At 63.0% G+C, this 22,616-nt stretch carries 19 protein-coding genes; 11 read left to right on the forward strand and 8 right to left on the reverse strand.

Going from position 1 to position 22,616, the window contains the following annotated elements:
* Nucleotides 1-18 precede the first annotated feature (18 nt).
* Both A0W34_RS27625 and A0W34_RS27630 read right to left on the reverse strand, forming a co-directional pair.
* Nucleotides 19-504, reverse strand: a complete 486-nt coding sequence (locus tag A0W34_RS27625; RefSeq protein WP_081558609.1) for a hypothetical protein — start codon at nt 502-504, stop codon at nt 19-21.
* 71 nt (nt 505-575) lie between these two features.
* On the reverse strand, nt 576-1,454 hold the full coding sequence (locus A0W34_RS27630; protein ID WP_003942926.1) for an alpha/beta fold hydrolase: 879 nt from the start codon (nt 1,452-1,454) through the stop codon (nt 576-578).
* A gap of 98 nt (nt 1,455-1,552) precedes the next feature.
* Here A0W34_RS27630 and A0W34_RS27635 point away from each other — a divergent pair, with 98 nt between their 5' ends.
* Complete coding sequence (locus tag A0W34_RS27635; protein ID WP_081558610.1) at nt 1,553-3,511, forward strand: AfsR/SARP family transcriptional regulator; 1,959 nt, start codon at nt 1,553-1,555, stop codon at nt 3,509-3,511.
* A gap of 4 nt (nt 3,512-3,515) precedes the next feature.
* Here the strand turns inward: A0W34_RS27635 and A0W34_RS27640 are convergent, their stop codons facing one another.
* The 4 genes from A0W34_RS27640 to A0W34_RS27655 form a co-directional block, all read right to left on the reverse strand.
* Nucleotides 3,516-5,090, reverse strand: coding sequence for a carboxylesterase/lipase family protein (locus A0W34_RS27640; RefSeq protein ID WP_081558611.1), 1,575 nt, complete (start codon nt 5,088-5,090; stop codon nt 3,516-3,518).
* A gap of 25 nt (nt 5,091-5,115) precedes the next feature.
* Nucleotides 5,116-5,793: a GAP family protein gene (locus tag A0W34_RS27645; protein ID WP_198035672.1), complete on the reverse strand. Its 678-nt coding sequence runs from the start codon at nt 5,791-5,793 to the stop codon at nt 5,116-5,118.
* Between the two features lie 74 nt (nt 5,794-5,867).
* Nucleotides 5,868-7,562, reverse strand: coding sequence for a two-component system, sensor protein (locus A0W34_RS27650; protein WP_081558613.1), 1,695 nt, complete (start codon nt 7,560-7,562; stop codon nt 5,868-5,870).
* A complete protein-coding gene (locus tag A0W34_RS27655; protein ID WP_058226809.1) occupies nt 7,559-8,218 on the reverse strand; it encodes a response regulator in 660 nt (219 codons plus the stop codon). Before A0W34_RS27655 ends, A0W34_RS27650 begins: the two co-directional genes overlap by 4 nt.
* A gap of 173 nt (nt 8,219-8,391) precedes the next feature.
* Here A0W34_RS27655 and A0W34_RS27660 point away from each other — a divergent pair, with 173 nt between their 5' ends.
* From A0W34_RS27660 to A0W34_RS27670, 3 genes are all read left to right on the forward strand, one after another.
* Nucleotides 8,392-9,837, forward strand: coding sequence for an MFS transporter (locus A0W34_RS27660; RefSeq protein ID WP_081558614.1), 1,446 nt, complete (start codon nt 8,392-8,394; stop codon nt 9,835-9,837).
* A gap of 76 nt (nt 9,838-9,913) precedes the next feature.
* A complete protein-coding gene (locus A0W34_RS27665; protein WP_081558615.1) occupies nt 9,914-13,309 on the forward strand; it encodes a BTAD domain-containing putative transcriptional regulator in 3,396 nt (1,131 codons plus the stop codon).
* Nucleotides 13,310-13,427: 118 nt separating this feature from the next.
* Nucleotides 13,428-14,813, forward strand: a complete 1,386-nt coding sequence (locus A0W34_RS27670) for an FAD-binding oxidoreductase (RefSeq protein WP_054188288.1) — start codon at nt 13,428-13,430, stop codon at nt 14,811-14,813.
* Here A0W34_RS27670 and A0W34_RS27675 read toward each other — a convergent pair.
* Nucleotides 14,794-16,122, reverse strand: a complete 1,329-nt coding sequence (locus A0W34_RS27675) for a diacylglycerol/lipid kinase family protein (protein ID WP_058038414.1) — start codon at nt 16,120-16,122, stop codon at nt 14,794-14,796. The two genes, A0W34_RS27670 and A0W34_RS27675, sit on opposite strands and share 20 nt — an antisense overlap.
* Nucleotides 16,123-16,262: 140 nt before the next feature.
* Here A0W34_RS27675 and A0W34_RS27680 point away from each other — a divergent pair, with 140 nt between their 5' ends.
* Genes A0W34_RS27680 through A0W34_RS27695 form a run of 4 tightly spaced genes read left to right on the forward strand, consistent with a single transcriptional unit; the run spans nt 16,263 to nt 18,235 of the window.
* Nucleotides 16,263-16,697, forward strand: a complete 435-nt coding sequence (locus A0W34_RS27680; protein WP_058038415.1) for a hypothetical protein — start codon at nt 16,263-16,265, stop codon at nt 16,695-16,697.
* The gene (locus A0W34_RS27685) at nt 16,694-16,957 is read left to right on the forward strand and encodes a hypothetical protein (protein WP_007730221.1); all 264 of its coding nucleotides are present in this window, start codon (nt 16,694-16,696) and stop codon (nt 16,955-16,957) included. Before A0W34_RS27680 ends, A0W34_RS27685 begins: the two co-directional genes overlap by 4 nt.
* Nucleotides 16,945-17,589, forward strand: a complete 645-nt coding sequence (locus A0W34_RS27690; RefSeq protein ID WP_058038416.1) for a TetR/AcrR family transcriptional regulator — start codon at nt 16,945-16,947, stop codon at nt 17,587-17,589. The genes A0W34_RS27685 and A0W34_RS27690 overlap by 13 nt, the downstream gene beginning before the upstream one ends.
* A gap of 10 nt (nt 17,590-17,599) precedes the next feature.
* Nucleotides 17,600-18,235, forward strand: coding sequence for a DUF5701 family protein (locus tag A0W34_RS27695; protein ID WP_058038417.1), 636 nt, complete (start codon nt 17,600-17,602; stop codon nt 18,233-18,235).
* On the opposite strand, the gene A0W34_RS27700 is transcribed toward A0W34_RS27695, so the two are convergent.
* Entirely contained in the window at nt 18,232-19,665 is a 1,434-nt protein-coding gene (locus A0W34_RS27700; protein ID WP_081558616.1) for an amidase, read from the reverse strand. The two genes, A0W34_RS27695 and A0W34_RS27700, sit on opposite strands and share 4 nt — an antisense overlap.
* Before the next feature lie 116 nt (nt 19,666-19,781).
* Between A0W34_RS27700 and A0W34_RS27705 the strand changes: the two genes are divergently transcribed.
* From A0W34_RS27705 to A0W34_RS27715, 3 genes are read left to right on the forward strand one after another with little or no spacing between them, the layout of a single operon-like run.
* The gene (locus A0W34_RS27705; protein ID WP_230359246.1) at nt 19,782-20,366 is read left to right on the forward strand and encodes a TetR/AcrR family transcriptional regulator; all 585 of its coding nucleotides are present in this window, start codon (nt 19,782-19,784) and stop codon (nt 20,364-20,366) included.
* The gene (locus A0W34_RS27710) at nt 20,363-21,217 is read left to right on the forward strand and encodes an alpha/beta fold hydrolase (RefSeq protein WP_058038420.1); all 855 of its coding nucleotides are present in this window, start codon (nt 20,363-20,365) and stop codon (nt 21,215-21,217) included. Before A0W34_RS27705 ends, A0W34_RS27710 begins: the two co-directional genes overlap by 4 nt.
* Before the next feature lie 59 nt (nt 21,218-21,276).
* Entirely contained in the window at nt 21,277-22,581 is a 1,305-nt protein-coding gene (locus A0W34_RS27715) for an HNH endonuclease signature motif containing protein (protein ID WP_081558617.1), read from the forward strand.
* Nucleotides 22,582-22,616 lie beyond the last annotated feature (35 nt).

Below are 22,616 nucleotides of genomic sequence, written 5' to 3' on the forward strand. Positions count from 1 at the left end.
AGCCCGACGGGGCCCCGATCATTCGGCGCCGGCGGCTCGTCCTGTCACGCGGTCTCGAAACTCGCGGAACGCTTCGAATCCTCCGGTGAGCGCCCGCGCCAGTTCCTCGGCGCTGTCGACCCAGACGACGTCCTCCAACTCGGAAACGTCGTCGGGCTCGTGATTGCGCTGAGGAACGAGAAACGTCGGGTCACCCTGAGGGTTGACGATCAGGAACCCAGCGGCCGCGCAGAGGTCGTAGACGAACGCGCACTCGGCAGGCGACAGCGTCGCGTGGAAGATTCCACCACTGAGTGGATCGCTCTGCTCGAGCGAGTCGAGATGAAGGTCGGAGAAGGCCCCGTCGATCGTCAATGCCCTGTCGTCACGGTCGACGATCTCGCCTCCGTACGGGCTCTCGACCACGCGCAGCCCGTGCTGATCGAGGAAAGCGGCGACCGCCGCCCGATCAACATCGAGTTGCACGTCCTTCGTCACCCGCATGAAGTGCAGCGAGAAACCCATCGATCCCCCTCGTCCATTCGCGACGCACGTGATGCGCTCGCCAGTACCTCGACAGCCGAGAAGCGTCAAAACTACCTCTCGAGTAGGGTCCGGATCGCCTCGACCACTTCGGCAGGCGCCTCTTCTGCCATGAAGTGACCTGCGGACAGCGTGCGGTGCTCGAGATCGGGCGCCCACGCTTTCCACAGGGCCTCGGCGTCGTAGCCGAGCATCGAGCCCCAGTCCTGCTGAATGACCGTGACCGGCATGTGCAGTTGGTTGCCCGCCTCCCGATCGGACTGATCGTGTTCGATGTCGATGCCTGCCGACGCCCGGTAATCAGCAACGATCGACGGCACCGCCTCCCGTGAGGCGCGCAGGTATTCCGCCCGCACGTCTACCGGAATCGCTTCGCGGTTCTGCGTCCACACGTCGAGAAAGTACTCGAAGAACGCATCGGCGCTGGCGCTGATCATCTGCTCGGGAAGACCAGGTGGCTGAGCCATGAGATAGAGATGGAACGCCACAGCAGCATTCGATCCATGCAGGATGTCCCACATATCCAGGGTGGGGAGCACGTCCAGCGAGCCGAGTTGCGTGATCACATCCGGATGATCCAGCCCCGCTCTGACGGCAACCAGTGCGCCACGATCGTGGCCGACGAGGGCGAACTTCTCGTGTCCCAATTTCCTCGCCACCTCGACGATGTCGGCAGCCATTGTTCGTTTGGAGTAGGTGTCCGGGTTTTCCTCGACCGGTTTGTCGCTGGCTCCGTATCCGCGGAGATCCGGGCAGATGACGGTGTGATCCGACGCCAAGGCAGTGGCTACGTGACGCCACATGAGGTGAGTCTGAGGGAAGCCGTGCAGAAGGACGAGTGGTGTTCCGCTTCCGCCGACCGCGACGTTGAGCCGCACTCCGTCTGCTGTGGAAATCTGCTGGTAGTCGAAGCCTGGAATGGTGATAGTCATCGATCGCTCTCGTTAGTCGGGGTGATGGCAGGTCGGGGTGATGGCAATCAGCTTCGCCGCAGTCGATGAGCGTTCGATGAGCGCGATAGCGTGGGGAAATGCGAGACCACACATTTGAAGCCCCGGCTTTCGGAGTGCTCGGACCCGTGGTCGCGTGGAACGAGTCTTCACACCAGATCGATCTGAAGGGTCCACGACACCGAGCGGTCCTCGCTCGTCTCGTCGTCGCCCGCGGACGTGTTGTTCCCGTGGACGTGATTGTCGACGACCTCTGGGTCGATCCTCCGTCCGGCGCTACCAGCGCAATACGTACGTTCGTTTCCGCATTGAGGCGTGCGCTCGAACCGGATCGCGCGCCGCGAAAGAAGCCGAAAGTCATTGTCACCGAAGGGCCCGGTTACGCCTTTCATGCAGCACCCGACGCGGTCGACGCTTGGGAATTCGAAAGACTGGTGCGAGAAGCCGCAGATTCGACGCCGGCGCAATCACTCGAACTGCTCCGAACCGCGCTGCAGCTGTGGAGAGGGCCGGCCTACGCGGAGTTCGCCGACGAGCCTTGGGCCCGAACGGAGCGATCACGCTTGGAGGAACTGCGTCTGACTGCCGTCGAACGCTTGGCATCCGCGCAGCTCGATCTCGGGCGAGCTGCCGAAGCGATTCCCGATCTGGATGCCCACGTGACGGAACACCCTTGGCGCGAGGAGGGTTGGCGACTACTCGCTCTGGCGCTGTACCGGTCCGATCGTCAAGGCGATGCTCTGGCAGTCCTACGTCGCGCACGGAAGTTACTCGCCGAAGAGTTGGGCATCGACCCTGGTCCACGACTGAACGACCTCGAGTCCGACATTCTCCGCCGGGAAACCCGCCTGGATCCTGTAGGGGCAGAACAGATCTTCAGTCAGGTTTCGGCAGCGTACGACCGGACCGTAGCGGCAGGATCGAAATCGAGATTGGAGTCAACCGTCGGCCTCCTCCGAAGTTTGGCAGTTGCGGGCGGAAGCGGACTCGAGACTGCCCGAAACCAACGACTGACAATCATCGGCGCCGCTGAACAATTGGACGACGTCGAACTCACCGCGCGGATCATCGGCAATTACGACGTGCCCGGGATCTGGACGCGATCCGACGATCCTCGGCAGGCTACGCAGATCGTCGAGGCCGCTCAGCGCACTCTCGATCGACTTCCGGCCGGCAACGAACCCGCTCGGGCGAGACTGTTGGCGACAATCGCACTCGAATCGCGCGGACTGCCCGGTCATCACGGTCTCGAATGTGCCCGTGCCGCAGTACAGATCGGTTGCGCTCTCGACGATCCAGGGCTCCTGGCCTTCGCTCTGAACGGATTGTTCATGCAGACGTTCTGGACTACCGGTCTGGCCTCCGAGCGCGACGACATCGGCCGTGAACTGGTCGACCTCGCCATTCGACACGGCCTGGCTACCTTCGAGATCCTCGGCCATCTGATCCGCATGCAAGCCCTCAGCGCCCTTGGGCAATTCGATGCAGCCGAGCTACATGCCGAGACGGTTGATCGATTGGCCGGACGTCACGAACGCCCGTTGGCAGCGGTGTTCACCACCTGGTTTCGCGCTATGCGTACTGCCGCTGCCGGCGCGGAGGCCGCGCACTGCGAGAAGCTGTACGAAGCTGCGGCGGTCAATCTTTCCGATGCCGGCATGCCGGGTCTCGCGGACGGCATACTCCCTCTCGCAATTCTCGCCCTCCGCGTATGGCGGGGACTGCCGGCGATTTTCGACCCGACCACGCAGTGGGGCCCCTACGAACCCTGGGCCCGGCCACACCTGCTCATCGCACAGGGGCAGACGAACGAAGCAGCGAAGGCGGTCGAGGCATTGCCGGACCCGCCCGAAGACCTACTCTCCGAGGCACTGTGGTGCTTGACTGCCGCAGCGGCGACTGCAGTCGGCGACCGTCGAGTCAAGGAGCGTGCGCGAGCGGCGATCCTACCTGCCGCCGCCGAAATAGCCGGCGCCGGAAGCGGAATGCTCACCGTGGGACCCGTCTCGCACTACCTGGCCGAATTGGAGCAGGGCTGAACCGTCAGGTGAATGCAATCACCGTCTCACCCCACGCCTCCCGGATCTCGCGGTCGAGATCAGCGACGACGGCATCGCGTTTGTCGATCAACAGTGTCGAGCGTGTGTCGGTGTCGTAAGTGGGCCACCCCGGGTCCGCACCCAGTTCGCGATCGTCCCCGGCGTCGTAATTGCCTGCAGCTCTGGCAAAGTCCAACCACCTCGCCTGCATGCGCTCAGAGACATGACGCGCCGCGCTCAAGCCACCCAACTTGTAGGTGATGTCTCGTGCCCCGTGGTTGATGTTGCCGAAGACGTAGGCAAGTTCGGTGCCGTGGGTCGCACCGATCTTCAGCGCCTTGAGCATCGGCGGCGCGTAGTCGAAGCGATACAACCACGTCGGCGCAACCTTGCTGTGAGCCTCGGCGATCCACAACGTAGGCAGCCGGAATCCGAAATCACGGGTCAAACCGAGACCGGCGCCCAGCTTGGACAGTCCCGAATACGCGCCTTCGATTTGAGAATGATCCGGTAGCTCGAGTCCTGGATGCTCGTCGGCGATCTCCGCGAACATCGACGTGATCACGACGGGATCGATCGGCATCAACGGCGACTTCATCATCCGGAAGAGCGAAGATTCGTCCTTGTTGGTTCCGATGATCAGCGGAATCGGGTGTGCATTGCCGTGACGGAACGCGCGCACCGGGTAGTCAGGGAGCAGATCACCGTCGACGATCGGCGCGAACGCCAAAGTGCCAGGCGTCTCCTGGGGGACGCGAGCAAACAGTTCGTCTGACGGCCCGATCAAGTCTTCGGCAGACGTGGACCGCAACAGACCCAGATCGCCTCCGCCGCTGAAGATCTCGAGGAACAGCTTCGCGACGATCTCACCACGTTCACTACCGTACACCGAAGTGGCGGGCGAACTTTCGGCAATAGCGCGATGAAACAGGCCGCGAGCGGACGGGACGGTCATCAGCGTCGTCACCGCGCCGCCACCTGCCGACTCGCCGAACAACGTCACTTTGTCGGGATCGCCACCGAAAGCCGCGATGTTGCCTTGAACCCATTGCAGCGCTGCAATCATGTCGCGGAGAGCGACATTGGGCTCGAAGGTATGTTCACTCGAATTGAAGGACGAGAAATCGACGAAGCCGAACACACCGATGCGGTAGTTGATCGAGACGACGACAACGTCGCCGTTCTCAGCCAATGTGGTTGCGTCGAAAAGTGGTTGGCTGGACGCTCCGCGGAAATACGCTCCGCCGTGAATCCAGACCATCACCGGTTTACCCGGCGCATCAGAACCGACGGCGCCCGGTGCCCACACGTTGAGGAACAGGCAGTCTTCGTCCATCGGAACGTTCTCACCGAGCGGGATCATCGCGAGTCGACTTTGCGGCTCACACGGCCCGAATTCTGTTGCGTCCTGGACCTCGGTCCAGGGCTTCGGCGGAACCGGCGCGCGAAATCGCAGCGGACCGACCGGAGGTGCCGCGTAACGAATCCCCTTCCAACTCGACACCGAGCCTTCCGTCGATCCTCGAACCGGCCCGTACGTTGTCTCGACTACCGGCGCTTCGCTGGGTGTGATCGTCATTCGATTTCTCCTCGAAAACAAGTTGCTACTTCGACAGGGCTTCGACAACGTGCGAGAGTTCCAATGCTGCCAGCATCAGGAACAAAACGGTCATGATTGCTGCATTGTGGCGGATCAGAGTGCTTTTGGTGACGCTCAGTGCATCGGTCACCTTCGCCGAGGGCACGGCAGCCAATGCTGACAGCACGATCAAAGCGATGGACGCCGCTACCGCGAACAGAACGGAGTACGCGACCACTGATACCCAGCCGAGGTGCCCGCCACCGATGATCGAACCTGCCTTGAGTTCGAGCGGCAGGTTCTTCGCGTTGGGTACGGTCAACAACAGTCCCAGAACCGCAGCTTTGGCCGGTTGCATCGAGTCGATCTGTGCCAGCCACGACGGCATCGCCGGCTCGGCATCGTCTTTCGGACGGCCACGCCAACTCGAGTACGCGAGCGCCAGAAAACCGACAGTGAACACGACGGCGAACACCGTCTGGACGGTATGCGCGCTGCCGCTGGACTTCGATTCCACTCCGGTGGTCGAGAGTGCCGTCGCTGCTGTGATCGCTGTCGCGGCCAGCACGATGCTCGCGGTGTACGCGAATGCACTTGCCTTCGCCCGAGTGGACAGCAGGATCGCGATGATCGCAACCAGAGGAATCGGGCTGATGACGACGCCGGTGGCGAGTGGGATGAGCTGCGCAGTAATCGATTCCATTTCTGCGACCGTACAAGCGGCCAATCCGGCCATTGGCGAAACGTTCGGCCTCCACGACATCGCCACTCACGGTGTCACAGAAGCACGGCTGTGAGGACCACCCGGTCTTCCTCTTCGACAAGTTCGAGGGACGTTACCGTACCGGCGAGCGATTCAAGCCCGATCCCTGAGTCCCGTGCCACCGGCATCCGACCCGGCGAACTGATCCGCACTACTACCGCCCGAGCATCGGCGAGTGTCACCTCGAGGAAGACGGGCCCTCCTGCACCGTGTTTCACGGCGTTGGTCAGTCCCTCCGACAGGATCTCCACCACGCTGTCGAGCCGAGCGGAGCCGGAACCGATCACCGCCCAGACTTCGTCGTCGACGTGACTGACGACCGGAATTGCGTAGCGCCACACCGTGACAAGATCATCGATACGCTTTCGGGCATCGGAGTCAGCCGGCTGATCGGATGACGCAGACAGGTCGCTTTCCAAGCCGTCGAGAATGTGGGCAATGGTTGCCGCAACATCGACCGGGCGACCGGCAACGGCGCCCGAAGACCATGCGGCCGCTACGAGTTCGCCCTGCACCGACGAGTGCAACAACCTGGCCAGTCCACGTCGGGTGTGCATGAGCTCGGCATGGATACGAGCTGCATCGAGCGCTTGCCGGCTCAGGGCACTGCGGAGTTGACGCTCCTCGTCCTGACGCTGCGTATCCGCAGCCCTGATCAGGCAGACGGACAGCGCAACCAACGGGTAGACGGCCATCGACGAGAGATAGAAAGTCGGGGTACGGCCGAACACCGTCAGGAGCAGCCACGTCGCGGTACTGCTGATCAGCGCACTCGAGCAGTACACCGCAGAAAGAGTCGCGATCCGTCTCAGAGGGCCGTCTCCGCTGCTGACAACTCGGCGAGCGCACGCATTGCCACCGACGAAGAGCCAGAAACCGACGCCGAGCTGGACCGCCGTGAACGTCACGCTGTAAGTCGTGAGCAGGTAGACGGTCACCAGTGCCGTGTACGCGAACACCGGTACGTACAGTGGCGCCGGTTCAACACTGCGTACGACGCCGATCAGTCGATCTCTCGCCGTCAGCCGCACAGTCGGCGTCGGTGATTCGATCGGGGGAATCTCCCGGAACAGTCGATGACTCATCGGGCGAACCACGTCGTCGGAGATTCGCTTCAAGAGAGCTGCTCCTCGCACTCCCTCGAGTTCCGTTTCAGCAACCGCGTGCATGACCGTCTCGATACTGCGCTCGAGCTCTCGCCGACACTGCGCACGGGTTTGGCCGAGGCGGAATCGATCCCGGGTCTGTTGGAGTTGGACGGCGGCCCCGGCAACCTTCAAACTCCGTTGCAGCGCGAGGCGGTCGCGGAGAGCGCTTACCAGTACGGCGGTCAACGACAAGAAGACAACGCTGCACACGACGTTGAGTGCCACACGGACGAGCATCGGTCTGGGGTCGACGGGGAGTTCGAGCGAGCGGGTGATCGCGTCGAGGACGAACGGGCGGATCGCGCCGATCACTGCGAACAGGGCCAGGGCTGCGAGCTGCGATCGGTGTGCTGCAAGAACAGCCCTCGCCATCAGCAGCATCAGCCCGACGACGCAGTGGGTCGCGAAGGCGCCGACTGCCATCACGCCTACTTCGCGCACCCCGGTACACAGGTAGTAGTTGGCCATCACGGTCACCGCGAACGGCAGCGTCAGAATCCAGGACCACTTGGTGACGATGTTCCGATCACCGAGACGAAGCCACCACTCGCGCGGGTTCACACCGAGTCGGTCACTTCGGGCACACCGAAATGGCGGATGAAGATACTCGCAGCAAGCACTCGCGGATTGGTGGACGAATCGTGCGTCAATCCCAGGCTCTCGAGAGTGCGCGCGATGAGCTTCTCCACACCTCGGATCGAGGACCCACGATGCGCTGCGATTGCGCTGTTCGACCACCCGAGCGAGATGTAACGCAGAAGATCGAGCTGTGATCTGGTGAGGCTCGACAAGGCGGAGTCCGGATCACTCCCGAGCGCCGGTGGCTCGGTTTCCGTCAACGCGGCCTCCACTACGCCGATCAACTGATCCGCCGACTGGACAGCCGCCTTGTCCACGAACAGCGATTTCGGCGGCACACCCGCAGAACCTGGCGCTGTCGATGCGTTGGGGTAGTTCGTCAGGAACACGATCGCGCAATGCGGAGCCTTCACGGTGACGATGTTCGCGAGATCGACGCCGTTCGGCCGCACACCAAGGTCGATGTCCGTGACCAAGAGGTCAGGATCGAATCCGTCGAACTCCGTGAGCGCTTCGACCGCCGATCCGGCCGTACGGACCACGAACCCGGCGTGTGTGAGCGTGTCACCGACGAGCGCACGCATCAGTGGTTGGTCTTCCACCACCAACACCCGTCGCACCCACTGGCTGGTCTCCATGACCAGAGATTAACCGTTGGGAGAGTGCGTATTCGACCGAGCAGGTGGTGACGGATTCCGAGTAACACGGCAGTTATCAACCATGCGGGTTCCAAGCATTTCGCCCGATATGTCCCAAGCGTCGGAGCGCAGGGTGTTCCGAGTACACACCCCTTCGACCATCAGGACGGGCCATGACCGCACCGATCACCCCGAAGAACACCGCAGTACGACGAGCCACTTTGCTGGCAGTATGCGTGAGCACCGCAATGCTCATGCTCGACATCGCCGTCGTCAACACCGCCCTGCCGTCGATCGCATCCGATCTCGATACCGGAGTCAGCGCCCTGCAATGGGTGATCGACGCGTACACGCTGGCATTGGCGACGGTGGTTCTCAGCGCCGGATCGTGGGCAGACCGACGGGGTCGACGCCATGTTTTCATCATCGGCATCCTGTGGTTCACCACGGCATCTCTGTTCTGCGCTCTGGCGCCGAACATCTGGGTGCTCGACCTCGCGCGGGCCGCTCAGGGTATCGGCGGTGCCGTACTCTTCGCCTGCTCACTTGCCTTGCTGGCGGACGTGTTCGAGAAGGGTCCCCAGCGCGCGACTGCTCTGGCTGCATACGGCGCCACGATCGGGGGCGCGTTTGCCGTCGGCCCACTGGTGGGCGGGTTGCTCACCGAGTTGTTGGATTGGCGCGCAATCTTTTTGATCAACGTTCCGATCGGGTTGATCACACTGGCGATGACGGTGCGGTGGGTTCCCGAGTCACGCGATCCTCGACCTCGCGGCGCGGACGTGCCCGGGCAGATTCTGGTGTCCACCGGCCTGGCAGCTCTGGTGTTCGGTTTGTTACGCGGTAACGAGGATGGGTGGTTCGAGCCGCAGCCGATGATCGCCGCGGTGATCGCCGCGGCCGCCATGATCGGTTTCTCCCTGCACGAGCTTCGTACCACCGAGCCCATGCTGCCCCCGCATCTGCTCGCCAATCGGGCCTTCGCCGGAGCGCAGATCGCAGCGTTCTCGATCTCCGCCTCCCTGTTCGCGGTGTTCGTCTACACGACCATCTACCTGCAGAACGTGCTGCATCTGTCTCCCGTGGACGCCGGCCTGGTGTATCTACCGGCGACGATAGCGATGTTCTTCGTCGCGGGCGCCACCGCGAAATTGGACGGGCGCATCCCCGTCTCGGTCTCGTTGACGTGCTCGCTTCTACTCGTCTCGGTGGGGCTGGTCATGATGACCGTCGTCGACGTGACCAGTACGCCGTACGCGATACTTCCCGGATTTGTTGTCGCGTGCGTGGGGGCCGGGGTGTTCAACCCCGTCATGAGTGGGTTGGTTCTGGGCGAAAGCACTTCGAACCATTCCGGATTGGCCGCAGGGATCAACGACGCGTTCCGGCAGACCGGCATCGCAGTCGGGGTTGCCGTGCTCGGCGCCTTCCTTCCGGCGCAGTCGATGCTGCCCGGCGGATCACCGGACGACTTTGTCGGTGGACTTCGGTTGGCACTGTTTGTCGCAGCCTTCATCGCAGCTCTCGGTGCGTTGGTCTGTGCGGCGACGCTGCGCACTACCAGCGTCAACCAGACTCTTTCCGAGGAATCCGAGCAGATGTTGACGAGAACTAGTTGACCGTTTTGTCCTGCATGTATGAATTTCGCTCCTTAGAATCGAACCGTCCTGCATCCGCAGGTACGAGGGGAAACGGATGATCTATCGACTGCTCGGGCCGTTGGAGGTCGCACGGGGTCCGGCGACGAGCGACGTGATCGATCTGGGCCCTCGAAAACAACGAACGGTCCTTGCCGTTCTACTGCTCAACCGTGGTCGCGTCGTCTCCACCGACCGGCTGATCGATGCTCTCTGGCACGACGACGCACCGGCGAGTGCGATGGCAAGCATCCAGGCGTACATCTCCAACCTGCGCCGAGCGCTACGCGTCGAAACCGGTACGGCGTCACCGATAGTGCGTCAATCGCCGGGCTATGTCCTCGAGGTCGCTCCGGCAGACGTCGATCTGTCGGTGTTTCTCGACGACGCCGAAACGGCGCGACAACACGCTGAGAACGAACGGTGGCAGGAGGCTTTGACGACCGCTGACCGTGCCCTCGCCTCGGTCCGGGGGCAGCTTCTGGACGACCTGAACGACGCGCACTGGGTGGAGGTGGAAGCCGCAGCCTTCGAGGAAGTGCGGACCGAGTGCCGGGAGACCCGGATAACGGCGCTTCTGGCTCTGGGGCGCCTGGCACCCGCGCTGGTCGAAGCTGCTCAACTCTGTGGCGAGTACCCGTTCCGCGACCGGACCTGCTGGCTGCGAATGGTTGCCCTGCATCGGGCGGGCAGGTCACCGGAAGCCTTGGAACAGTTTCGATTACACGCGTCTCGGCTCGACGCCGAGCTGGGACTGGAGCCCGGCGGGGAGCTGACAGCATTGCAAGGCGCGATCCTGCGCCACGAACCCGGCCTGGCCGCCTGGCCGCGCACTCCGGGATGGACGGGGGCCGAACAAGTGTCGGTCCCGGCTTCTCCCCCAGCCGTAGCAGCGATGCCCGAGACGGATTCCTCACGCTTGTTCGTCGGGCGCGACGCTCAGACGATTGTCGCCGACAAGATGCTCGACGACGTTCGCCGTGGCTCACCTCGCTGGTTGATCTTGACCGGCCCCGCCGGCATCGGCAAGACACGATTCGCCGAGGAGTGTTCGTCGAGAACAACGTCCATTCGAGGAGCCACCGTCTGGGCACGTTGCCCGGAGGACGACGGAACGCCGCCGTGGTGGCCGATCCGCCGACTGGTTCGGGAACTCGGAGCCGACGCCGATTTCGTACTGACGCCGCCGACGGACATCGATCCGGACGAAGCGAGATTTGCCGTCTACGAACGGGTTCGCACCACCATCGAAGCTGCGGCGAAAGATGCACTGTTGACCGTCGTCATCGACGACATTCAATGGGCCGATCCCACGTCCCTTCGTTGTCTGACCTACCTGGTCGGCGCAATGACCAGTGCCAGAGTCTGGTTCGTGTCGACGCTCCGAGACTCGGAAGTCGGGCCGGCAGTGCGCAAGTTCGAGGAAGCCGTACTCCACGGCGAAGGAAACCGAACCATGATTGTGCCGGCGCTCGCGCAGGGCGAGGTTGCAACACTCGCAAGGTGCGTCTCCGGGGACTGGCTCGACGACGCGGAGGCGCGAACCCTGGCGGAACGAACCGGCGGCAACCCGCTGTTCGTCTCGGAGTACGCCAGGCTTCCCCGGAACGAGCGACTGGGCGACGGCATCCCCGTCGCCGTTCGATCTGTCCTCGGTCGACGGCTTGCCGCAGTGGAACCGGCAGTGTTGCACGCTCTTCGGGTTGCCGCAGTTATCGGCGACGCCATCGAGGTGTACACACTGGCCGCAGCCACCCGTCTCGATGTCGACACTCTCGCCGACCATCTCGACGCGGCTGCTGATGAACGAATCATCGTCGCGGACTCGGCAAACGGCGGTTACGTCTTTGCTCACGGCCTTCTCCGAGACGAAGTCCTCGAAGCGATACCCACGCTTCGTCGCCAGCGGATACATGCCCGAGTTGCCGAAGTGCTCGAAAATTCCTCCGATCCGGACCGGCTGAGCCGCCGCGCGCAACATCTGATGTCGGCACTTCCCCTGGTCGATCCACTCGTCGTTCTGGAGGCATGCACGGCTGCAGCTCAGGATGCGACCGATCGGTGGAGTTCGGAGACCGCGGCCGAGTGGTGGGAGGCAGCTGTCCGCGCGTTCGACTTACTTCCGGTGTCCCAGCAATCCGCTGACGATCGGGACGACCTGCTGGTGGCCAGAGTCGAGGCCCTCGCCCGCGCAGGTCGAGGGCAGACAGTTCTCGACGTCGTCAATGCCGGTCTCCTCGAGGCTGTTCGGGAGGGGCGAACCTCCGCCGTCGGACGATTGGCAGGCGCATTACTTCGGGCCGCCGGTGCGTGGCCGTGGGTTTCCTACGGTACCGATCCGGGACCACTGCTCGAACGGCTCGCGGCGGTCGAGCCCTTGGTCGAGAACGACAGTTCAGCTCACGCACGGGTTCTTGCTGCGCTGGCGGTGGGAAGTTGCTACCACCCCGAAGCCGAGATCCCGAATCGATGGAGCGCCCGTGCTCTCGACATCGCCCGCGAACTCGACGATCCGGATGTGATCGCGGACGCGCTGCTCGGACGGATTCTGCTTTTCTCCGGAGTCGCGGTGCACAGCGCGGAGTCCATGCGCCTACTGCGCGAGCTTTTCGAACTGCCGCACCAACAATCGCGTGTCGACAGCGTCGTCGCACACGCCGTCGCGAGCATGACGGAGATGAATCTGGCCAATGTCGATGCTGCCGTCAAACACGTCAGGCAGGGGATCATCGGCTGCGAGCTACTGAGACTCCCGGTGGTTCGGGTCCAATTACGCTGGATGGAAGCAACTCTCGCCGAATGGTACGGAGACTTCGCGCAAGCCCGCCGGCAGTACGAGACGGCCAGGCAGATCCATCTGCAAACGGAGTTGTACACGGCTGGCAGCGCAGATCTGGCGTTCAACACTCTGGAATGGGAGCGAGGTGCGTTGGCAGAATCTGATCCCGGTGTCGTGGAACCTGATTCGTGGACCATCGCCATCGACGCCGCCCGAGGCGAGCGCGAGGCCACTTCCGACGGCATCAAGAAGTGGCTGATCAATCGCGGGCCACAGACGTGGACGACATTGGGACACCAGACACTACTTGCACGCGTCGTGGCAGATCTGGAACTGGTCGAATACGCCGACACCTTCATCGAACTTCTCTCGCCACACACCGGCTGCATCGCAACGGTGGGCCATGTCGGTGAACTGGGCTCGGTCGCCGAAGCCTCCGCTCGGCTGCACGCGCTTCTCGGTCACGTCGAGCAGGCATCGACTCTCCTGGATCAGGCCGAGAAGATCGCAACTGGCTCCGGTGGAGCACCAACACTGCTGCGCTGTCGACTGCTTCGGGCGCTGCTTCGAGAGCCGTCCGCCGAACGTGAACGGGAGCTGACGGAAGTGGCGGCCGAATCGGAGACACTCGGCATGCGGGGCGTAGCTGAACGAGCGCGATCGACATGGCCCTGAACTGCGAGAATGCGCTTGGATAAAACTTGGATCCGCTTGGGATACATACGTCAAGAACCACCCAAGCCTGTTCGGACATCCTTCCCTTGACCGAAAGACGGATGAGGAAAGGAAGACCATGAACCTTCAAACCCCCACGCTCGACGCCGCGGTCGAATCACTGCGCGCAGAGGTGACCGGCTCCGTTTCCCTGCCTGGCGAAACGGGATACGAGTTGGCGATTCCGTGGAATGCAGCGGTTCCCGTCGCGCCTGGCGCTGTGGTGGCAGTCGAGAGCGCGCAAGACATTGCCGCAACGGTGCGATTCGCGGCGAAGTTGGGTCTGCGCGTCGGTGTTCAGCGCACCGGCCACGGCGCGGTCCCTCTCGGCAGTGACGTTCTCCTCGTCCACACCGGCAGGCTCACGGAGTGCGTCGTCGACCCCGAAAACCGCACTGCCCGAATCGGCGCGGGCTTGATCTGGCAGGACGTCATCGACGCTGCCGCACCCCACGGCTTGGCGCCACTGGCAGGTTCTTCACCCACTGTCGGAGTCGCCGGCTTCCTCACCGGCGCCGGCATCGGCCCGTTGGTGCGCACGTACGGGCTGTCGTCGGATCACGTTCGTTCGTTCGACATCGTCACCGGCAGTGGCGAACTCATTCATGTCACCCCCGACGAACATGCCGAATTGTTCTGGGGACTGCGCGGCGGCAAGGCCACACTGGGCATTGTCACAGCCATCGAGATCGACCTACTACCGGTCACCCACTTCTACGGCGGTGCACTCTATTTCGACGGCGCAGATGCAAGTGCGGTCGCGCACGCCTGGCTGGACTGGGGCGCCGACCTGCCTGAGCACAGCTCGACCTCTCTTGCCTTTCTGCAACTTCCACCCCTTCCACAGGTTCCGCCACCGCTGGCCGGCAGGCTCACCGTCGCGGTCAGATTCGCAAGTCTTGCCGAGGAATCCGATGCCAAGTCACTGATCGACCGAATCCGTTCAATCGCAACACCCTTGATCGACGCAGTCGGTGTGCTGCCTTATGCCGCCCTCGGGGCAGTGCACGCCGATCCCGTCGACCCGATGCCGACGCACGAATCCACGGCATTGACCAACGAGCTGTCACACGAGGCCGTCGACGCACTGCTCGCCGCTGCCGGCCCCGGATCCGGTTCACCCCAAACCGTCGTCGAATTACGTCTCCTCGGGGGCGCCCTCGCACGGGAACCTGAGCACCGCAGCGCCTTCTGCCATCGTGACGCTGCCTTCTCGCTGTTCACCGTCGGAGTTCTTGCCCCACCGATGGTCGACGCGGTAGTCCCGCACGCCGAGACTCTCGGACGAACGATGGCGCCATGGACGAACGGGCATGCACTGCCCAACTTCGCGCCGAGCGTCGACCCGGAGAAGATCGCCCGCACCTACGACGAGGACACCGCTCACTGGCTGAGCGCTTTGGCGGACACGCATGATCCGCAGGGAGTCCTGGCCGTCGGTCAGGTCATGCGCCGGATCGCCTGAACTTCGCCAACTCTCGCAACCGGACCAGATCCCAGGCGTGCCGGGGGCGACGGATGCCCGGTCGATCTCGGGGGACTCTGACCCTCAGCGCCTGCGGACTGACCGTGCATCTGACCGGAGTTGGCATCACCAGCGCCTCGCCGTCGACGCCGACCGGAATCTCGTCGGTGTCGGCGTCGACGATCACCTCGAATCCGGTGCCCTGAGCCAGACCGTGTTGATGCGCCCGATGGAGCAACCCGATGGCCTGACGTGCACTGCTGACGGAGATCGCGACGATTCCGAGAGTGCCCCGGTCCAATCGCGGCCGATGACCGAGCCCCGCCAGGTCGTTCATCTCGTACGGGCCGTTGCTGACAAGCACAGCCTGTGGACCCACCGCGGACACGCTCGGGGAGCGCGCGGTCAGCACCGCTCCGGCACGTCCGGCGAGGAGATCCGGGAGCATCTGCAAGAAGGTGCTGGTCTTGGCGTCGCGGTACTCCGGACTCTGGACTACCTCGGCGTACGCCCCGAACGATGCGTTGTTGACGAAAGTTCGACCGCCGACATTTCCCAGATCCACCGTGACCTCGACGCCGTCGACGAGCGCGTCGAGGCACCGAGATGGATCCTCGAGATCGAGCCCCAGATCCGCGGCGAAGTGGTTGCGCGTTCCCGCACTGACGACGAGGAAGGGCAGGTCGTGTTCGGCCGCGACAGCAGCAACCAGTGCCTGTGTTCCGTCGCCACCGGCCACACCGAGTAGGTCGGCGCCGTCCGCGACCGCCTGCCTGGCCAAGGCCGTCACGTCGATCTTCTCGGGCCCCTCGAGCAGTGCGACCGTGGCCCCCAGTTCCTCGGCCTTGCGTTTCAAGTCGAACTTCTCGACCTTGCCACCACCGGAGTTCGGGTTCATCACGAAGAACGGCTTGACGGGCGGCGGTGCCGGTCGCTCGACAACCGGCAATTCCTTCTCCTCCCCCGCCAAGGCGGTGCGAGCGCAGATACCGGCTACCACGAACAACCCGATCGCGAGCAGCACCACCCACAGGAGTCGTTCTCGGACCAGGAACGTGAGCACCACGATCGGGGTCAGTACCACCATCGCCAACGAGATCCAGCGGAGGAATCCGCGGGTGGTCAGAAACCAGTACACGGCCACGACACACACGACCACCCCACCGATCCCCAGGATCAGCATGGTCAAGGCTTTCAGTCCGGCGAAGATCAGGAGCACCGCGACTGCAAGAACCAGGGCCGCGAAGGCTGCGCGCGCCAACCAACTCTGTTTCGACGAGGGCCGATCCGTGTGGGCAGAGGTCGTCATCGAGCCACCTCCCCGCGATTGTCATTTCGGCCGGTACTTCGACGCTATCCCTTCGAAGCAGGCCAGTCACCTACCGGCAAGAATCTCGCGATCGCGCACTGCTACTTTATGACGACACCTCGTCATAAAAAGGAGTAGCCGTGACAACACCGCCGTCCGAAGCGTGGGAATCCGCCGAAGGAACCCTGACCGGCATTCGGAAAGCGGGACTCCACGGACTACGTTGGACGGCCTGGTTGGCCGGCGCGACAGGTCTCGCACAGTTGGTGTCGATCGGGCTGAACTTCACCGACACTGTCAGCGGAATCGTTCCGGCCACGTACCCGCCTGTAGATGTGGCGTGCAGCGTCGTCGCGCTCGTTCTTCTGGTCGGCCTGCTTGTCGGCCGCCCCAACGGTCCCGCGATGTTGTCGAGTCTCGCCCTCCTCATGGCCATGCTGATGGCGCCCACCCTTCACAAACATGCACCCGAGTCGCTCTGGCTGGCGGCGGCACACGCCGTCTCGGTCGTCGCCGTCATCACGCTGTCCGTGATGACCTCGCGGTTCTCCAGTGCCGAGTTGGATCGGTCGTGACACCGGATTCACCCCTCTCGCTTGCAGCCGAGGAATGGATCACTGATCTCACTACCGCGGAGATGGAGCGATTGCGCAAACGCACGACGCTCACACTCGCCGAAGAACAAGAGGTCTGCCGATCCGTACGCTCGATCGCGCAGCAGATGATGCTCGCACCCGTATCGATGTGGCAAGGTGATCCGCGCCTTGTTGCGGACCTGTTCGACCTCCCCGTGACCGTGAATCAGACCCAGGAGGATCGACCATGCCGAAGTTGACCGGTGGTGCGACAACCGCAGAGCACAAAATCGCCACCCGAGAAGCCATGTTGGACGCATTCATTCGCGAACTTCACGAGCAGGGCTGGCAAAACGTGAAGCTGCAGACGGTGGCCCAGGCGGCCGGCGTCTCGCGGACAGCGGTGTACAACTACTTCCCCGACAAATCCGCGTTACTGCTCGCCTGGTCCACACGCGAGATGGACAGATTCCTACTCCTGGCCGAGCGTGAACTCGCGGACCGCGAGAATCCTGTGGACCGACTCGAAATCCTCGTCAAACTGACACTCGTCGAGTTCTCACTGCAACGATTCACAGGAATCGCGTTGGTCGAATTGTTGTCAGCGCAGGATCGCGAAATTTTCCTCGAACATATTGTCCCGCTGTCGGTTCTGGTCGAACAGCTCGTTCAGGAAGGTGTCGACGCCGGTGTCTTTGTCGATTCCGATGCTGCCGCATCCGCGCAACTCATCCTCGCCTGCGTGGAAAGCCGACGGCCGATGCTCATGGCCGGCGACCGAGTGGACGCCGTCGTAGCGACCACCGTCCCGTTCATCATGCGCGCGTTGGGCGTTGCGTGGCCGGCCTCCCTCGCGGCCGAACCCTCCGATCGCTCTGCTCACGATCGGTAGGATCGCAGGTATGCATTTCGACCTCCCGCCCATCGATCAGCAAGCCGAGCGATTGATCGAACTCGGTGTTCACGAGATGGCCGGACTTTCTGCCGGCGATGTCAGGGAGGCCGCAACCGGGCACGGTGATGTCGGACTACTCACCGTGCACGAAAAACTGGCTCCGGCTTCAGTTCTGACTCCGTTGCTCGAGCTCGGGAACAAGCGCGGATTCATAGTCGTCGACATGGCGGACGTCGATCTGTTCACCCCCACCGAGCAGTCAACGCTGCCCGAAAGCCCATTACATCTGCTCAGTGGAGTCGACCGCGGGGATCACCTGGCCAACTGGAGCCCGGACGAAGCATTGCCCGCAATCGTCGACGCACACCGTACGCCGCTGACGCTTACCGAAGGCATCCACTGGCTGTTGCAGCGCCCCGACATTCTCGAACGCGGAAAGTGTTTCATGACCATCGGCTCCCGACTGCGCAAACCTGACGGATCCTTCGACACCAGAACTCCCGCCGTGTGGATCAGCAACGGAACCGGTCGCGACGGCAAAGACAACCGCAACGCCCCGAAAGTCGGGTGGTGCTGGTGGGGTAACCGCCACACGTGGTTGGGGTTCGCATCGGCGAGCGACCGGGTACCGCTCCCGAACTAGAGCACGGTTGCGCGGTCGAATCGGTACCGATCCTTCCACGGCATCTCGGCCTCGAGCATTGCAGCGGCAGAAAGTAATTCCGCGTCGCAACCCCATTTCGCCGAGATCATCACGCCGAGTGGAACGCCGTCTTCCGTCCAACCGAGTGGCAGACTGATCGACGGGAAACCGGTTGCATTGGCGACGACGGTGTTTCCTGTGAAAGCGACCATGTCGATCAGTTCGGTCGCGGGGTCTTCGTCGTTGCGCAACTCCCCGATCGCAAGCGGCGGCTTCGTCACAGTCGGAGTGACGACAAGGTCGGCGTCGGCGTAGTCGAGACTCCATCGCCGCGCCCAGGCCTGAACAATACCGATTGCCGCGGCCAGCTCACCCGAAGACACCTGGTTTGCTTGAACTCGCAAGTGCTGCACTATCGGACGCAGAAGGTGTTCGTACTCCTCCGGGATCGGCTTGGTTCCCGCCAAAGACGAGAACATCTTGACGAAAGCATCGATGAAAATGTCATCGCGAGCCTGCGGTCGCTCGAACACGTTGTGGCCCAGACCCTCCAGCACAGACCCAACCTTCGATACAGCAGCCGAGAGCTGCGCATCCACGGCTCCGCCGGAGACCGATCCGTGAGCAAGAGCGACGGTCAAGGGGCGAGCCCGAACTCCCCCAGCCTGTACGACGAACTCTTCGAACGACTTCGGCCGAGGCGGGTGGATAGTTCCGGCGCCGGGTCGCGTCGCCAGAACGTCCAGCAGCGCAGCGGTATCGCGAACTGTCCGGGCGATCGGCCCCTTGCTCGCAAATCCGAAGTTGTCATGCCCCGCCACGCCCATCGTGATCAAACCGCGGCTCGGCTTGAGGCCAACGACTCCGCACGTACTTGCCGGCGAACGCAACGAACCGGCGGTGTCACTTCCCTGTGCAAACGGCACCAGACCAGCGCCGACGGCGGCAGCAGCGCCGCCACTGCTGCCGGCGGCACTCCGCGTGCGATCGAACGGACTGCGAGCAGGCGGAGCGACTTCCGGCTCGGTGTAACAGGCTGCCCCGAACTCGGGCACCGTCGTCTTCCCGATGTCGATCAACCCACCTTCTCGGATCGCCTCGACGATCTCGTCGTCAGCGTCCGGCACGAAGTCGCGAAAGAGCGCCGATCCGAAGGTCGTGCGAATGCCGCGCGTTGCGTCGAGGTCTTTGATTGCCGTCGGAACGCCGAACAGACGCGGAAGGGGCCCGGCGTCCCCCTCGTCCAACCTGCGCTGCGCTTGTTCGGCGAGGGCGACTGCGTGCTCCCCGGCGATCGTCGTGAAGGCGCCGACGTCATCGGAAGTGGTCGCACGGTCGACGAAGTACCTGGTGACTTCGGGGATCGAGACCTGTTTGGCGGCGATAACACCGGCAAGTTCGACGGCGGACAGTTGATGGAGATCGGTCATCGGGCAGCGCTCCTTGGAGGTCGATGGACACTTGTAATTTCGATACGCGTATCGCTATTGTTGTCAGCATGGTATCCGAATCCACCAGCTCTGCAAGGGCTGGTCGACCAAAAGCATTGAGTCACAGACAGATTCTTGATGCCGCGGCAGAGATCGCCGATACGGACGGCCTGGATGCGGTGTCATTTCGAGTGCTCGCCGAACGACTCGGCATATCGCCGATGTCCGTCCACCGCACAACCGGCGGCATCGACGCCTTGAGGCGAGATCTGATCTCGACTCTCGTAGGCGAAGCCGTCTCGTCGATCGACTGGCCGACCGACTGGCGCGGGGTTGCCCGCACGTTCGCCTACGGCCTCCACGATCTCCTGATGCGCCATCCCCTGGTCCTGGAAGCCCATCGGCAGGCATCACTGGAAGCACCCGGGGCCGACGATACCGCCCACCGAGTCGTGAGCGCCCTTTCCTTGGCCGGCCTCGAGGACGAGCAGGCCACGTACGCATACGGCGCGCTGCATGATTTCGTCACCGGACACGTCGCAATTCAATTGGGACGCGGCGCTTTCGACAGCGCACCTGCCGATCGACGCGAGGCATCGGTGTTCGCACTTCATCACGATCCCACCCGAAGGTTCGAGTTCGGAGTCGCCCTCATCCTGGACGGTGTGGCGTCGATCGCGCAGCAAGGAACCACATCATGACGAGCAGCGTGACCACAACCGAAATTCGCGACGCGTCGGGGCGTCGTATCGCATTCTGCGAGTACGGCGATCCGACTGGCCACCCGGTAGTCGTGGCCCACGGATCACCTGGCAGCCGATACGAAGGGCTCTCACTCCACAACGCGTCTTCGACGGCAGGCATGCGGCTGATAGTCCCCGATCGACCCGGCTTCGGACGCACGGATCCGTACACGGACAAGGGATTTCATTCCTGGGACGACGACTACGTCACCCTGGTCGATCACCTAGAGTTGGACTCGGCCACACTGATGGGTTTCTCCGGAGGCGGCGGTTACGCGCTCGCAGTCGCTGCAGCCGTTCCCGAACGAGTCTCGAAACTGGTGCTGGCGTGCGCCATGATCCCCGGGGCACCGCGAGATACTTTGCGACGCAGAATAAAACTGGTATCTGCGTTGTACTTTGCCGCCACCTGGGCTCCCCGTGTGGCCGGCGCAATGCTCGCAGGAACCGGAGTGTTCTCCAAGCTACGCAGCGACTCAGTCTCGATCTGGCCGGCCGCCGATCAGGCCGTCATGACCGACGAGGTACATCGCCCCGCTCTCCAGTTGGATTCATCCGAAGGGATCGCACAGGGTGGATCCGCAGGGGTTGTCGACTTGGCTCGGTATCGCCACGAGGTGCCTGGACTCTTCCAATCGATCTCGGTACCAACGGTTTTCCTACACGGAACCGACGACGGAAACGTACCCATCGAAGTAGCCCGCTGGGCACACTCGTTGATTCCCGACTCTCGCTTCGAAGAGATCAACGGAGGCGGCCATCTGTTCGTCGTCGCCGACCCCACTCCACTCCTTCGCGCCCTCGCCTAATTCCCTCTTGACTCGAACGCGTGTTCGAGTATCCTTTGGGGAGGGGATCGGGGGATTCAATGAGTGTCTTGTTGTCGGACGTGGTTTCGGGTTCTGCGGTGGGGTTACGCGGACGGTTGTGGCAGTTGTCTGCTGCAGAGTTGCGCGCTGCTGCGGTGTCGGCGAGTGCGGAGATTCTGCGCCTCGAAGCTGTGCGTGTGGCGGTGGTGGACGAGTTGTCGTTGCGCCCGGATGATCAGGTGATTGCCAGCCGCGGAGTGGGGTCCTGGTTGGCGGCCAACACGATGCTGCAGGTTCGGGACGGGAAGAAGATCGCCGCGTTGGGTACTGGTTTGCGGCCGTTTCCGGCGGTGGCTGCTCGGTTCGATGGCGGGGATTGCTCGTTCGAGCATGCTGTGTTGATCGTGGCGTTCTGTGAATCACCACCTAAAGGCATGCCGGAGGAGGCGCTACCGAAGTGCATCGATTTGTTGTTGGCTGCTGCGTCGGGTGTGGAGGCGACGACGACGAAGGTGCGGAACGTGATCGCGACCTTGGAGCGGTTGTTCGAATCGGATGAGATCCCGCCCGCCGAGGATGTCGATCTCAATGAGTTGCGGATTGCTTCGACGCTCAATGGTCGGGTGGTGGTGCGTGGTGATTTCGATGCCCTCACCGGCGAAATGTTGTTGTCGGCGTTGTCGAATCTGACGATGCCGACCCCAGCACCGGACGGGACCCCCGATGCCCGGTCGGCGGCGAAACGCACCGCGGACGGGTTCACCGAACTGATCCGCCGGTATCTCGATTGCGCGAAAACCGGTACCGATGGTGGTCAGCGTCCGCACGTGAACGTGCACATCAACGCTCGGGATCTGGCCAAGCACCGGGACTGCGCCGCAACACCCTCCACTGCTGATGACGGAATGGCTGTATCGGATCTCGATGTCGGGCACATGCCCTGGCTCGGACCACTGTCCGTATCGCAGACCAGGCTCCTCGGGTGTGACTGTTTCCTCTCCACTGTTCTGCTCGACGATCACGGCGCACCGCTCGATGCGAAACCAGGAAAGAGGTTGGTCAACGCCGAACAACGGACTGCGTTGATTGCCCGAGACAGAGGCTGTGCGTTCCCGGGTTGCACATGCGTGCCCGCCTGGACGGATGCGCACCATATCCGGCACTGGGCCAACGGTGGCCCGACGGTGATGAACAACCTGGTCCTGCTGTGCCGTTCGCACCACCGGTTGATGCACCGGAAATCAAGGTTCGTCGGGAAGTGGGCGATTCGGATCGGTGTCGACAACAAACCGTGGTTCATCCCGCCACCCTCGATCGACCCCGGACAGCAACCCAGGCCGGCGAACACCACCTTCAAAACCTGAGAGGTCAAACCTCTTTGGCGACAACAGAACACGGA

This window comes from Rhodococcus sp. BH4 (assembly GCF_002079265.1).
Taxonomy (GTDB): domain Bacteria; phylum Actinomycetota; class Actinomycetes; order Mycobacteriales; family Mycobacteriaceae; genus Rhodococcus_F; species Rhodococcus_F qingshengii.